The organism is Sphingomonas flavida (assembly GCF_036663655.1).
GTDB lineage: Bacteria > Pseudomonadota > Alphaproteobacteria > Sphingomonadales > Sphingomonadaceae > Sphingomonas.
In genome coordinates this window covers 242,750-255,675 of the sequence record NZ_JAXOJH010000003.1, presented here as the reverse complement: position 1 = coordinate 255,675, position 12,926 = coordinate 242,750, and the positions used below count along the sequence as shown (strand labels likewise).

Sequence of the window (12,926 nt, the reverse complement as noted above, 5' to 3'; positions counted from 1 at the left end):
TAAGGGGGAGGACATCATGGAAATCGTAGCCGTCGATATCGGGGGCACGCATGCGCGCTTCGCCATTGCCGAGGTCGAGAATGGGCGCGTCGTCAAACTGGGTGAGCCGTGCACGCAAAAGACCGCCGAGCACGCCTCGCTCCAGACCGCCTGGCAGGCGTTCGGCGCGCATCTGGGTCGTCCGCTGCCCAAGGCGGCGTCGCTCGCCATCGCCTCGCCGATCACCGGCGACGTGATCCGCATGACCAACAACCCCTGGGTCATCCGCCCCTCGCTGATCCCAGAGCGGCTGGGCGCGGACGTCTACACCGTCATCAACGACTTCGGCGCGGTCGGCCATGCCGTCGCGCAGGTGCCGCCGGAGGACTTCCTCCACATTTGCGGCCCCGAAGAACCGATGCCAGAACAGGGCGTCGTGACCGTCTGCGGCCCCGGCACCGGCCTGGGCGTGGCGCAGGTCCTGCTGACCCCGGAACGCTATCACGTCATCGAGACCGAGGGCGGGCATATGGACTATGCCCCGCTGGACGGGATCGAGGACGCGATCCTGAAGCGGCTGCGTCGCACCTATACCCGCGTATCGTGCGAGCGGATTTGTTCGGGGCCGGGTATCGTCGCCATTTACGAGACGCTTGCCTCGATGGAGGGCCGTGCGGTGCCCAGCCGCGACGACCGCGAAATCTGGACCGAGGCGCTGGACGGCACCGACTCGATCGCGCTGGCCGCGCTCGACCGCTTCTGCCTGGCGCTGGGTGCGGTCGCGGGCGACTTCGCGCTGGCGCAGGGGGCCAAGACCGTCGTCATCGCGGGCGGCCTGGGCTTCCGGATCAAGGACAAGCTATTGCGCTCGGGCTTCGATCAGCGCTTCGTCGCCAAGGGCCGGTTCCAGTCGCTGATGGCGCGTATCCCCGTCAAGCTCATCACCCACCCCCAGCCCGGCCTGTTCGGCGCGGCTGCCGCTTTCGCTCAGGAGCATTCATGACCGACATCGCCACCATCATGCGCACCAGCGCGGTCATCCCCGTGCTGGTCATCGACGACGCCGCCACCGCCCGCCCGCTGGCCGAAGCGCTGGTCGCAGGCGGCCTGAAGGTGCTGGAGGTGACGCTGCGCACCCCCGCCGCGCTGGAGGCGATGGCCGAGATGAAGAAGGTCCCCGGCGCGATCGTCGGCGCGGGCACCGTTGTCAACGAGCAGCAGCTGCGCGACGTGGCCGATGCGGGTGCCGAGTTCATCGTCTCACCGGGCCTGACCGACCGTCTGGGCGCGGCGGTGATCGACAGCGGCATCCCCTATCTGCCCGGTATCGCCAATGCGGGCGACATCATGCGCGGGCTGGACCTGGGCCTGACCCATTTCAAGTTCTTCCCGGCCGAAACGAGCGGCGGGCTGAAGGCGCTGAAGGCGCTGGCCGCGCCCTTCTACCAGGCCCGCTTCTGCCCGACCGGCGGCATCACCGAGGCAAGCGCGCCCGACTGGCTGGCGTTCGACCGCGTGCTGTGCGTCGGCGGCAGCTGGGTGACCGGCGGGTCGATGGCGGATGTCGAGGCCAAGGCCCGCGCGGCGACGGCCTTGCGGGGCTGATCCCTATCCATCCTTGCTGATGGTGAGGGCCATGCCCCTCCACCGTCGCTCTTACACCCCCTCCCCATCGATGATGGGGAGGATTTGGGACGCGCATTCCTCCCCAGCCTATGCTTGGGGAGGGGGACCGCCGTGAAGCGGTGGTGGAGGGGCAGTATCGCTCGCCGCCCCTGCCAACCACTGTCGAAACGCCTTCATCGCCAGCCCCTCCTTGCGCGACATCAAGCGCGTCAGCCAGTATCGGCCCGCATCGACCTCGATGGCAAAGGGCTGGACCAGTCGCTCGGTCGTCAGTTCGTGCTCGAACATCACTTTCGGAGCGAGCGCCACCCCAAGCCCCGTCATCGCCACGCCGACCATCAGCGCCGAGCTGTCGAACATCGGCCCTCGCAGCGGCGGCGGCTGGGTGCCGGTAGCGGCGAACCAGCTTTCCCATTCGCTGACCCGGTAAGACCGCAACAGCCGTTCGCGCAGCAGATCGCCCGGTGCACACAACCGCGCCGCGACCAGAGGCGCACAAAGCGGCGTCAGCGGTGCCGCCATCAACGGCTCGGCATGGGTGCCGTGCCATGCCCCGTCGCCAAAGCGGATCGCGCCGTCCAGTCCCTCCCCTGCCAGATCGACGCGGTTGTTGTTGATCGACACGCGCAGGTCGATGTGCGGATGGGTCGCGGCGAAATCGTCCAGCCGCGCCAGCAGCCAGCCGGTGGCGAACGTGCCCACCACGCCGATATTGACCACATGCTGGAAACGCCCATCGGCAAAGCGGTCGAGCGTCGCCCCGATCCGGTCGAACGTCTCGGCCAGCACCGGCACCAGCGCCTGCCCGTCATCGGTCAGCGCCAGCCCGCGCGGCAGCCGATGGAACAGCCGCGCGCCCAGCCGCTGTTCCAGCCCCGCGACCTGATGGCTGACCGCCCCTTGGCTGACGCACAGCTCGATCGCCGCGCGCGTGAAGTTCAGATGCCGCGCGGCGGCTTCGAACGCGCGCAGGGCGTTGAGGGGCAGTTGGGCTCGGTCCATGGCTTATCATGAATTCCGCTCATGCCTGTGTCGAGGGAAGATGCTTTGCCCCCGATCCCGTTTCTCCGCATCCTGGGTGCAAGGAGATCGAAACCATGCATCGCCATCTGGCCACGCTTACCGCCTGTGCGCTCGCCCTTACCGCCGCCGCCCCGCAGCGGGACGATCCGCTGACCCGCCCGATCGTGACCGATCACGCGAGCGAATGGCTCGCCCCACGCCCGCCCGTGCGGGTGTTCGGCGACAGCTATCTGGTCGGCTTCGGCGGCCTGAACGTCGCGCTGATCGACACCGGGGCAGGCCTGATCCTGATCGATGGTGCCCTTCCGCAGGGCGCACACGCGATCCTCGCCAATGTCGCTAAGCTCGGCTTTCGTCCGACCGACATCAAATATATTCTGAGCACCGAGCCGCACTTCGACCATGCGGGCGGGATTGCCGCGCTGGCCCGCGATACCGGCGCAACGGTCCTCGCCAGTCCGCGCGGGGCCGAAGGGCTTCGCACCGGGCGGCTGGCGGCGGACGATCCGCAACGTGGCTATGACAGCCGGTTCCCGCCGGTCCACTCAGTCCGCGTCATCCGCGACGGCGAGCGGCTGACGCTGGGGCATAGCGTCGTCATGGCGCGCGCCACACCCGGTCACACGATAGGCAGCATGAGCTGGAGTTGGCGCGCCTGCGAGGGCAAGCGCTGCAAGTCGATCGTCTTCGCATCCAGCCTGAACCCGGTATCGACCGACGACTATCGTTTCTCCGCCCCAGAGCATAAGGCGGTGGTTGCGGCCTTCGCACGTGGGCAGGCGGCGATGCGCGCCCTGCCGTGCGACATCCTCATAACCGCCCATGCCGATCAGGACGGCGCGACCAGCCGGTTCCTGACGACACCGGGCGCCTGCCGCGCCTATGCCGCGTCGTCACGACGCAAATTGGCCGAGCGGCTCGGGACCGAGGCCCGCTGAGGCTTACATCTCGCCACGCTGGCGGCGGATCGCGTACCATTTCTGCACATTGGCATTATGCTCAGGCAAGGTGTCGGCAAATACATGACCGCCCGATCCGTCCGCGACGAAGTACAGCGCCTTGCTGTCCGCCGGGTTCAGCACCGCATCGATCGACGCGCGGCCGGGGTTGGCGATCGGCCCGACCGGCAGGCCGGGGCTGGCATAGGTGTTGTAGCCGTTCTTGGCATGAAGCTCGGAACGCAGGATTCGGCGGCCGAGCGGACGCCCCTTGGTGATCGGATAGATCACGGTCGGATCCGCCTGAAGCGGCATGCCAATACGCAGCCGGTTGCCATAGACCGCCGCGACCGTCCGGCGTTCGGAGGGCTTGCTGGTTTCCTTCTCGACGATCGAGGCCAGGATGATGGCTTCCCGCGGGGTCTTCACCGCGATGCCCGGCTTCCGGTCGGCCCAGGCCTGGGCGAGATAGTCCTTCATCGCCTTCTGCATCCGCGCGACGACGGCGGCACGGGTGTCGCCCTTTTGATAGGCATAGCTGTCTGGCAGCACCGAACCCTCGGCGGGGACGGCCACGTCACCGGTCAGCCCGTCTGCACGCATCAGCGCGTCATGGACCAGCACCGAGGGATAGCCTTCGGGCACCGGCACCAGACGCTGGCGGACCTTGCCCTCCTGGAGCAGGGTCAGGACGTCGGAGGCGCTGGCCTGTTCGGGAATGGCATATTCGCCAGCCTTGATCGCGCCCCCGTCGCCGAAGATCCGGGCATAAAGGCGGAAACGGCTGGCCGAGCGGATCACGCCGGCCTTTTCCAGTGCGTTGGCGGCGCGCGCCAGGCTCGCCCCCTCGGGCACCACCACCGCGAGCGGCTTGTCCGCCGGGCCGCTGCCAGCCCAGTCATGCGCGACCCAGGCGAAGACGGCGATGCCGATCAGCCCCAGCAGCAACCCGATACAGCCGACCTTGCGCATATCTCACCCGGATTTGATAGGGCACAGGCCCGGACATGAAACGACCCCGGCACCGATCCGGGTCCGCTTGCGTGCCAGCCCGATGGCGCGGGCTTGAGCATATTGCAAGCGGACCCGGTGGTGTCCGAGGTCGGAATTTGCGCACTACACTCCCTTCGCACCGGGCGAAGTCGAAGTGCGCGCCCTGAACTCACACCGCGTCCCGTGGCCTTCGACTTCGCTCAGACCGAACGGGAATTGGCGTGTCGGTCAGATCGCCTTCATCACCAGCGAGGCATTGGTGCCGCCGAAGCCGAACGAATTGTTCAGCACCGCCTTCACCTCACGCTTCTTCGCCGTGTGCGGGACCAGGTCGACGCCCTCGGTGCCCTCGTCCGGATTGTCGAGGTTCAGCGTCGGCGGCACGATCTGGTCGCGCAGCGCCAGGATGCAGAAGATGCTCTCCACCGCACCGGCGCCGCCCAGCAGATGGCCGATCGCCGACTTGGTGCTCGACATGGACGCACCCGACAGGTCGTCGCCGAACACGCGCTTGGCCGCGGCCAGCTCGATCGTATCCGCCATGGTCGATGTGCCATGCGCGTTGATATAGTCGATGTCCGACGGCTCCATGCCCGCCTTGCGCAGCGCCATGCGCATCGCATTCTCGGCACCCTTGCCCTCGGGATGCGGCGCGGTGACGTGATAGGCATCGCCCGACAGGCCATAGCCGACGACTTCCGCATAGATCTTCGCGCCGCGCGCCTTGGCGTGCTCATATTCCTCGAGCACGACGACGCCCGCGCCCTCGCCCATCACGAACCCGTCGCGACCCTTGTCATAGGGTCGGCTCGCCTCGGTCGGGCGGTCGTTCATGCTCATGTTGAGCGCGCGCGCCTGGGCAAAGCCCGCGACGCCCAGCGGGTTGATCGTGCTTTCCGCACCGCCCGCCAGCATGATGTCGGCATCGTCGTCGCGGATCATCCGCGCGGCATCGCCGATCGAATGCGCACCGGTGGAGCAGGCGGTGACGACCGAATGGTTCGGTCCCATCAGGCCGTACTTGATGCTGACCTGGCCCGAGATCAGGTTGATCAGGCGGCCATGGACGAAGTGCGGGCTGACCCGGCCGGGGCCACGCTCATGCAGGTTGACCGATTCGAGTTCGATGCCCGGCAGGCCGCCGATGCCCGAGCCGATCGACACGCCCGCACGCAGCTTCGTCGCTTCGTCGAGCTCGGTCAGGCCGGCATCTTCCAGCGCCTGTCCGGCGGCGTCGATGCCATAGACGATGAACGGATCGACCTGGCGCTGGACCTTGTGGTCGACGCGCTTGTCGGGGTCGAAGCCATATTCATGGTCCTTGGGCTTCACCTCGCACGCGATGGTGCATTTCTGCCCCGTGGTATCGAACCGCGTGATCGGACCGGCGCCGGACTTGCCAGCGATCAGATTGGCCCAGGCGGTTTCCACGTCCGCGCCCAGAGGCGTGACAAGACCCAGTCCGGTGACGACGACGCGCCGCATATTCCACTCCATTCCACAACGAAAACGGCTCCCCGCCCGCTATGTCGGGGTCGGGGAGCCGCTTGAAACCTGGCCTTGGCGGCCCGTTCGGCCCGCATCACCTGCGGGCCGAGGCCCCGGTATTAGGCCTTGTTCTCGTCGATGTACGTGATCGCGTCCTTGACGGTCGTGATCTTCTCGGCGGCATCGTCCGGGATTTCGACACCGAACTCTTCCTCGAACGCCATGACGAGCTCGACGATGTCGAGGCTGTCGGCACCGAGATCGTCGATGAAGCTCGCGTCCTCGGTCACCTTGTCGGCTTCGACGCCGAGATGCTCGACGACGATCTTCTTCACGCGGTCGGCGGTCTCGCTCATGGTAATCCCTTCTCGTAATTCATCGGGGGTTGGTAATTCCTGAACGCACGTAGAACGCGCATCCATGTCTTGCAAGCCCGTCCAGCGACGGACTTGGTCTGCCATCGGATCATTCGTGCCCTTTTCGGGCCTCAGAGCATCGCCATGCCGCCATTGACGTGCAGCGTCTGGCCGGTGACGTAACCGGCTTCCTTCGACGCCAGATAGACGACGGCGGCGCCGATATCCTCGCCCTTGCCCAGGTCGCCCGCCGGGATCTTGCCCAGCAGCGCGGCCTTCTGCGCCTCGGGCAGGACGTCGGTCATCGCCGAGCGCATGAAGCCGGGCGCGACGCAGTTGACCGTGACGTTGCGGCTGGCCAGTTCCTGCGCGACCGCCTTCGACATGCCGACGATGCCCGCCTTGGACGCGGCATAGTTGGCCTGGCCCGGATTGCCCGTCGTGCCGACGATCGAGGTGATCGAGATGATGCGGCCGAAACGCGCCTTCATCATCGGCTTGGCGGCGGCGCGGATCAGGCGGAAGGTCGCCTCCAGGTTGATGCTGATGACCTGGTCCCACTCCTCGTCCTTCATCCGCATGGTCAGGTTGTCGCGGGTGACGCCCGCATTGTTGACCAGGATGTCGAGCTTGCCGCCCAGCGCCTGAACGGCCTGGGGGATCAGCGCATCGACCGCAGCGGCGTCGGACAGGTTGCACGGCACCGAGACGTGGTCGCCGCCCAGCTCGGCGCGAAACGCCTCGAGCTTGTCGATATTGGAGCCGGACAGCGCCAACTTGGCGCCCTGCGCCGCCAGCGCCTTCGCCACCGCCGAGCCGAGGCCACCCGATGCGCCGGTCACGAGGGCGGTCATTCCTGTCAGGTCGAACATGCTTATTCTCCGATTTTTTGGTTCACGCGGAGACGCGGAGACGCGGAGGGAGTGTGGGAATTGACGATCCGTCTAACCCCCTCTCTCAGCGTTGCGCCGCCAAAGTTAATCAGCAGGCCAACTGGTTGGCCGGTCAGCCTCAAATAGGTCAGCAACTGCTTGGCGTGAGCGGCGCTTAGCCGCTCGACCGATTTGATTTCCACGAGCAGTCGCTCGTCCACCAGAAGATCAATACGGAACGCGGCGTCGAACGTCATGCCGTCAAAATGAATATCGACGGGACGCTGACGCGCCACGGTAAATCCCATCTGAATGAGCTTTCCCGCCAGCACGGTTTCATAGACGCTTTCCAACAGGCCTGGCCCTAGGTCGCGATGCATCCGCAACGCAACGTCGAGAACGGCCCCGCTGATCTCGTCTATGTCCAGCATCTCCGCGCCTCCGCGTCTCCGCGCGAAATCAAATCTTCGCCAGCAGCCCCTCGATATCATCCATCGTCACGACGCTCACCACCTCGCAATCGGGCGCGATGCGCTTGACCATTGGGCCGAGCACCTTGCCGCCAAACTCGACGAAGTTCGACACGCCCGCGTCCTGCATCGCCAGCACCGATTCGCGCCAGCGGACCATGCCGGTGACCTGCGCCACCAGCAGCGCGCGGATGGCGTCGGGATCGGCGACGGGCGCCGCCTCGACATTGGCGTAGACCGGCACCAGCGGGGCGCGGATCGTCGCGTCGGCCAGCGCGGTCTCCATCGCGTCGGCGGCCGGCTGCATCAGCGGGCAGTGGAAGGGCGCCGACACCGGCAACAGGACCGCGCGCTTGGCGCCCAGGTCCTTGGCCAGCGCCACCGCCTTCTCGATCGCCGCACGGTGGCCCGAGATCACGACCTGCGACGGGTCGTTGTCGTTGGCGACCGTGCAGACCAATGCCTCGCCGCTCTCGGCCCGGATCGCATCGACCGCCGCGCTTGCGATGGCCTTGGCCTTTTCGAGGTCCGCACCGAGCAGCGCGGCCATCGCGCCCTGCCCCACCGGCACCGCCGCCTGCATCGCCCGGCCGCGCAGCTTCAACAGGCGCGCCGTCGTCGGCAGGTCGATCGCGTCGGCCGCACAGAGCGCCGTATATTCGCCCAGCGAGTGGCCCGCGACGAAGTCTGCCTTCTCCGACAGGCGCACGCCGCCTTCCTTCTCCAGCACCCGCAGGGTCGCGATGGCGTTCGCCATGATCGCGGGCTGCGCGTTTTCGGTCAGCGTCAGTTCGTCGGCGGGACCCTCCACCATCAGGCGATAGAGGTGCTGGCCCAGCGCCTCGTCGACCTCCTGGAACACCTCGCGGGCGACGGGGCTCGCCTCGGCCAGCGCCTTGCCCATGCCGACGGCCTGGCTGCCCTGGCCCGGAAAGATGAATGCACGCATGTCGGTTCTGCCATCAAACAGTAATTGGATGGCCTGCGCGGTAGAAAGGTCGCCCGCCGCTGGCAAGGGGAGCACCTTCCTCGCTTGCCTTTTGACGGCAATCCGCTATGAGCCGGCGCACCATTGGGCGGGAAGCACCTGCTTCACCCGCCCTCATGCCATTTTGGCGTGACGGTATTGAAGTATGGAAGACAGCCGGAGGGGCGCACCACATGGGGTGGGCGTCAGCGATCGGCCAACATAAGGTAAGCTGCATGGCTCTTTACGAGCACGTGTTCCTTGCGCGCCAGGATCTGGCACAGGCGCAGGTGGACGCGCTGGCGGAAGCCGCCACGAAGATCGTCGAGGACAATCAGGGCAAGGTCGTGAAGACCGAGACCTGGGGCCTGCGTTCGCTGGCGTACAAGATCGCCAAGAACCGCAAGGCGCATTACGTCATGCTCGAAATCGACGCCCCCGCCGGTGTCGTCGCCGAGCTGGAGCGCCAGACCCAGATCAACGAAGACGTGATCCGCTACATGACCGTCAAGGTTGACGGCCATGAAGAAGGTCCCTCGGTGATGATGCGCAAGCAGGAGCGCGACCGCGAGCGTCGTGCCGATCGTGGCGAACGCCCCGACCGCGCTGACCGCCCCCGTCGTGATCGTGAAGAGGAAGCCGCATAATGGCCCGCCCGTTTTTCCGTCGCCGCAAGAGCTGCCCCTTCTCCGCGAAGGACGCACCCCGGATCGACTATAAGGACGTCCGTCTGCTTCAGGGCTTCGTGTCCGAGCGCGGCAAGATCGTGCCTTCGCGCATCACCAGCGTGTCGGCCAAGAAGCAGCGCGAACTCGCCCAGGCGATCAAGCGCGCGCGTCATCTGGGCCTCCTGCCCTACGTCGTGAAGTAAGGGGTCTTACAGATGAACGTTATTCTGCTTGAGCGCGTCGAGAAGCTCGGTGCCATCGGCGACGTGGTTTCCGTGAAGGACGGCTATGCCCGTAACTTCCTGCTGCCGCGCAAGAAGGCGCTGCGCGCCAACGAAGCCAACAAGAAGGTGTTCGAGGCCAACCGCGCCCGCATCGAAGCCGAGAACGCGAACCGTCGCGCCGAGGCCGAGGTCGAATCGAAGACTTTCGAGAACGCCACCGTCACCCTGATCCGTCAGGCGTCGAACGTCGGCCAGCTGTACGGCTCGGTCGCGGTTCGCGATCTGGTCGATGCGCTGGTCGCCGATGGCCACAAGGTCAACAAGAGCCAGATCGTGCTCGACCGTCCGATCAAGGCGATCGGCCTGTACGACGTGCGCGTCGCGCTTCACCCGGAAGTGGCCGTGACCGTCAAGGTCAACGTCGCCCGCTCGCCGGAAGAAGCCGAAATGCAGGCGAAGGGCGTCGACGTCATGGCCTCGATGTTCGAGCGTGACGAAGCCGGCTTCACCGAAGACTATGATCCCAACGCAGAGCCCGGCGCCACCGCCGAAGCTCAGCCGGAGCAGGAAGAAGCGCAGGGCTAATCCCCAGCGCTTCGGCCTACTGCCGAAACAGAAAGGGCCGTCCGGCATGTCCGGGCGGCCCTTTTTTGCGCCTTGGGAGACGGCAACCGAAAGCACCCGTGGCGGGTGCGCTTAGCTCACGGACAGGCGACGCAGGCGCTGACGACGGCCGCCAGCGGGATCAACGCGAAAATCAGCGGCATGATGTGTTTCATGGTCGAACTGCCCCAGCCTATCCAATGACCGTTAAATACACTGCCGAGTGCAAAAGTTTCGTTACGATGAACGCGGCGACGCAATGTTTTTCAGTTCATCGCTCTATGGGCTCGGTTCACCGTCGCTACAAGGGGTGGCTTATCTTGAATCAGGTCGATTCCGCCGCGGAACAGCAAACCGGAAATGCTCAGGACACCACCTCGCAGGCGACTGCATCGAAGATAAAGCCCGCCCGCCTGCGCATCATATGGGGTGCATGTGTCCGCCACCACCGCGCCGCATCTGGGTTGTAATGCTCCAGCCGCTCGATGGCGTCTGGCGCCCGAACGACGAACCCTTCCACCCGAAGGCTGTTGCCCGTGATCACCGCCCATAGCTTCGGCAGGTAGCGCGCAGGCCCCGACAGAACGCCGATGCCTCGCCATTTGCGACGCTTTTGCACGAGTAGAGGCAGTGTCATCCCGATCCAGGCATCGCGGACCCATTCAGGTGCTTCGCCGCTTGGCCGTCGAACGATGATGATGTGCATGGAATGATCGTGCCAGCGTGCTCAACCAATGCCAAGTGGCACGACAGCCGCTCCGCGCACGATATCGAGCGTGGCAGAAAACCGCTCGTCTCGTCGCTTGTGGTCCCCCATGAGAATATGCACAAAATTGGGTAGCGAAGGACATAGACAGTCCGCCACCATGGTCACTTCCGCCCGAACAGTTTCTCAATATCGCCATGCTGCAACTTCACCCAGGTCGGGCGGCCATGGTTGCACTGGCCCGAGTGAGGCGTAACCTCCATTTCGCGGAGCAGCGCGTTCATCTCGGCGACCGACAGGATACGGCCTGCGCGGACCGAGCCGTGACACGCCATCGTCGCCGCCACATGATCCAGCCGTTCGCGCAGGGACAGCGCCTGGTCGAACGCCGCCAGTTCGTCGGCCAGGTCGGCGACCAGCCCCTTCGGATCGCTCTGCCCCAACAAAGCGGGGGTGGAGCGGACCAGCATGGCGGTCGGACCGAAACGCTCGAGGTCGAGCCCGAACTCGGCCAATTCCTCCGCCCGCGCCTCCAGACGATCGCAGGCGGGTTCGTCCAGTTCGACGACCTCGGGGATCAGCATCGCCTGTGACGCGATCCGCCCGCCGGTCAGCGCGGCGCGCATCCGCTCCAGAACCAGCCGCTCATGCGCGGCATGTTGGTCGACCAGGACTAGGCCGTCCTCGGCCTCGGCGACGATATAGGTCTTGGCGACCTGACCGCGCGCGACCCCCATCGGATATTGCCGGACCTCGGGCGGGGGCGCGAAGGCGGTTTCTGCGCGGGCGAGCGGCGGCGGGGCGGCAAAGCCGGGACGCGGCGCGAACAGCGACTGGCGCTCCATCACCCGCGCCTCGGGTGCGACATGGCTCCAGTCATCGACAGGGAACACCCCCGCCAGCGGTGCCGCGACGGGCTCCGCCTGCCACATGGCCAGCGCGGCATCGGGCGGGCGCTGTACGCTGCGATGGCCCGCCTCGTCGAGCGCGCGGCGCAGGCCGGAGACGATCATGCCGCGGATCAGCGCGGGGTCGCGGAAGCGCACCTCGGTCTTGGCCGGGTGGACGTTCACATCGACTTCCGATGGCGGCATGTCGAGGAACAGCGCCACGACCGCATGACGATCACGCGGCAGCATCTCGGCATAAGCGCCGCGGATCGCCCCCATCAACAGGCGGTCGCGCACCGGCCGCCCGTTGACGAACAGATATTGATGGTCGGCAATGCCCCGGTTGAAGGTGGGCAGCCCCGCCACCCCGCCCAGCGACACCGTGTCGCGCACCCAGTCGATCGCCACCGAATTGTCCGCCAGCGCCCGATCGGTCAGCCCCGCGACTCGGCCCGGTCGCTCCTCGCCGCCCGGCACGGTCAGCACCCGACGTCCGTCATGCTCCAGGGTGAAAGCGATGTCGGGCCGCGCCATGGCCAGGCGGCGCACCATGTCCAGACAGGCCGCATATTCCGACCGGGGCGAGCGCAGGAATTTCCGCCGCGCGGGCACCCGCGCGAACAGGTCCTCGACCATGATCCGGGTGCCCGGCGGCACGGCGGCGGGACCGTCGCGCAGCACCTCGCCATTGTCGACCACCCGGCTCCAGCCGTCGCGTCCCGCCGGGCGGCTTTCGATCGTGACCCGCGCGACGCTGGCGATCGAGGGGAGAGCTTCGCCGCGAAAACCGAGGGTTACGACCGATTCGATCGCCTCGTCCGGCAGTTTGGAGGTGCAGTGCCGCTCCAGCGCGAGCGCCATGTCGTCGGCCGTCATGCCGCAGCCGTCATCGGCCACCTCGATCCGGCCGATGCCGCCCTGCCCGATCGCCACCGCGATCCGGGTGGCCCCGGCGTCGATCGAATTCTCGACCAGTTCCTTCAACGCACTGGCGGGCCTTTCCACCACTTCACCGGCCGCGATACGATTGACGAGATGGGGAGGCAGACGCCGTATTGACATGCGGCAAACCCTAGCCCAAGCGACGGCATCCCGCGACCCCGCAAATGACGGTGCAGGTGCC

The 12,926-nt window shown here is 66.5% G+C and carries 15 protein-coding genes; 6 read left to right on the top strand and 9 right to left on the bottom strand.

Annotated features, from left to right (window positions below):
• Positions 1-16 precede the first annotated feature (16 nt).
• Together glk and eda are read left to right on the top strand one after the other, a co-directional pair.
• Positions 17-982, top strand: coding sequence for a glucokinase (gene glk / locus U1703_RS05450; RefSeq protein ID WP_332784892.1), 966 nt, complete (start codon positions 17-19; stop codon positions 980-982).
• Positions 979-1,584, top strand: a complete 606-nt coding sequence (eda, locus tag U1703_RS05445) for a bifunctional 4-hydroxy-2-oxoglutarate aldolase/2-dehydro-3-deoxy-phosphogluconate aldolase (RefSeq protein WP_332784891.1) — start codon at positions 979-981, stop codon at positions 1,582-1,584. Before glk ends, eda begins: the two co-directional genes overlap by 4 nt.
• 108 nt (positions 1,585-1,692) lie before the next feature.
• On the opposite strand, the gene U1703_RS05440 is transcribed toward eda, so the two are convergent.
• On the bottom strand, positions 1,693-2,607 hold the full coding sequence (locus U1703_RS05440) for a LysR family transcriptional regulator (RefSeq protein WP_332784890.1): 915 nt from the start codon (positions 2,605-2,607) through the stop codon (positions 1,693-1,695).
• 95 nt (positions 2,608-2,702) lie between these two features.
• On the opposite strand from U1703_RS05440, the gene bla reads away from it, so the two are divergent.
• Positions 2,703-3,566, top strand: a complete 864-nt coding sequence (gene bla / locus U1703_RS05435) for a subclass B3 metallo-beta-lactamase (protein ID WP_332784889.1) — start codon at positions 2,703-2,705, stop codon at positions 3,564-3,566.
• A 3-nt stretch (positions 3,567-3,569) separates the two neighbouring features.
• Here the strand turns inward: bla and mltG are convergent, their stop codons facing one another.
• The 6 genes from mltG to fabD all read right to left on the bottom strand — a co-directional run bounded on the left by mltG (position 3,570) and on the right by fabD (position 8,694).
• Positions 3,570-4,538 carry an endolytic transglycosylase MltG gene (mltG, locus tag U1703_RS05430; RefSeq protein ID WP_332784888.1) on the bottom strand — a complete coding sequence of 323 codons (969 nt, stop codon included), beginning with the start codon at positions 4,536-4,538 and terminating at the stop codon, positions 3,570-3,572.
• A gap of 249 nt (positions 4,539-4,787) precedes the next feature.
• The gene (gene fabF / locus U1703_RS05425; RefSeq protein WP_320452305.1) at positions 4,788-6,044 is read right to left on the bottom strand and encodes a beta-ketoacyl-ACP synthase II; all 1,257 of its coding nucleotides are present in this window, start codon (positions 6,042-6,044) and stop codon (positions 4,788-4,790) included.
• 122 nt (positions 6,045-6,166) lie between these two features.
• Positions 6,167-6,403, bottom strand: coding sequence for an acyl carrier protein (locus U1703_RS05420; protein WP_007403554.1), 237 nt, complete (start codon positions 6,401-6,403; stop codon positions 6,167-6,169).
• Between the two features lie 131 nt (positions 6,404-6,534).
• A complete protein-coding gene (gene fabG, locus U1703_RS05415; RefSeq protein ID WP_332784887.1) occupies positions 6,535-7,275 on the bottom strand; it encodes a 3-oxoacyl-[acyl-carrier-protein] reductase in 741 nt (246 codons plus the stop codon).
• A 2-nt stretch (positions 7,276-7,277) separates the two neighbouring features.
• Positions 7,278-7,706: a GxxExxY protein gene (locus U1703_RS05410; RefSeq protein ID WP_332784886.1), complete on the bottom strand. Its 429-nt coding sequence runs from the start codon at positions 7,704-7,706 to the stop codon at positions 7,278-7,280.
• A gap of 28 nt (positions 7,707-7,734) precedes the next feature.
• Positions 7,735-8,694, bottom strand: a complete 960-nt coding sequence (gene fabD, locus U1703_RS05405; RefSeq protein WP_332784885.1) for an ACP S-malonyltransferase — start codon at positions 8,692-8,694, stop codon at positions 7,735-7,737.
• A gap of 254 nt (positions 8,695-8,948) precedes the next feature.
• On the opposite strand from fabD, the gene rpsF reads away from it, so the two are divergent.
• Genes rpsF through rplI form a run of 3 tightly spaced genes read left to right on the top strand, consistent with a single transcriptional unit; the run spans position 8,949 to position 10,189 of the window.
• Complete coding sequence (gene rpsF, locus U1703_RS05400) at positions 8,949-9,359, top strand: 30S ribosomal protein S6 (RefSeq protein ID WP_037567458.1); 411 nt, start codon at positions 8,949-8,951, stop codon at positions 9,357-9,359.
• A complete protein-coding gene (gene rpsR / locus U1703_RS05395) occupies positions 9,359-9,583 on the top strand; it encodes a 30S ribosomal protein S18 (RefSeq protein WP_007403456.1) in 225 nt (74 codons plus the stop codon). Before rpsF ends, rpsR begins: the two co-directional genes overlap by 1 nt.
• A gap of 12 nt (positions 9,584-9,595) precedes the next feature.
• The gene (gene rplI / locus U1703_RS05390) at positions 9,596-10,189 is read left to right on the top strand and encodes a 50S ribosomal protein L9 (RefSeq protein ID WP_320452301.1); all 594 of its coding nucleotides are present in this window, start codon (positions 9,596-9,598) and stop codon (positions 10,187-10,189) included.
• Between the two features lie 382 nt (positions 10,190-10,571).
• Here the strand turns inward: rplI and U1703_RS05385 are convergent, their stop codons facing one another.
• The gene (locus U1703_RS05385; RefSeq protein ID WP_332784884.1) at positions 10,572-10,913 is read right to left on the bottom strand and encodes a hypothetical protein; all 342 of its coding nucleotides are present in this window, start codon (positions 10,911-10,913) and stop codon (positions 10,572-10,574) included.
• A gap of 164 nt (positions 10,914-11,077) precedes the next feature.
• Complete coding sequence (gene mutL, locus U1703_RS05380) at positions 11,078-12,865, bottom strand: DNA mismatch repair endonuclease MutL (protein WP_332784883.1); 1,788 nt, start codon at positions 12,863-12,865, stop codon at positions 11,078-11,080.
• Between the last annotated feature and the right edge of the window lie 61 nt (positions 12,866-12,926).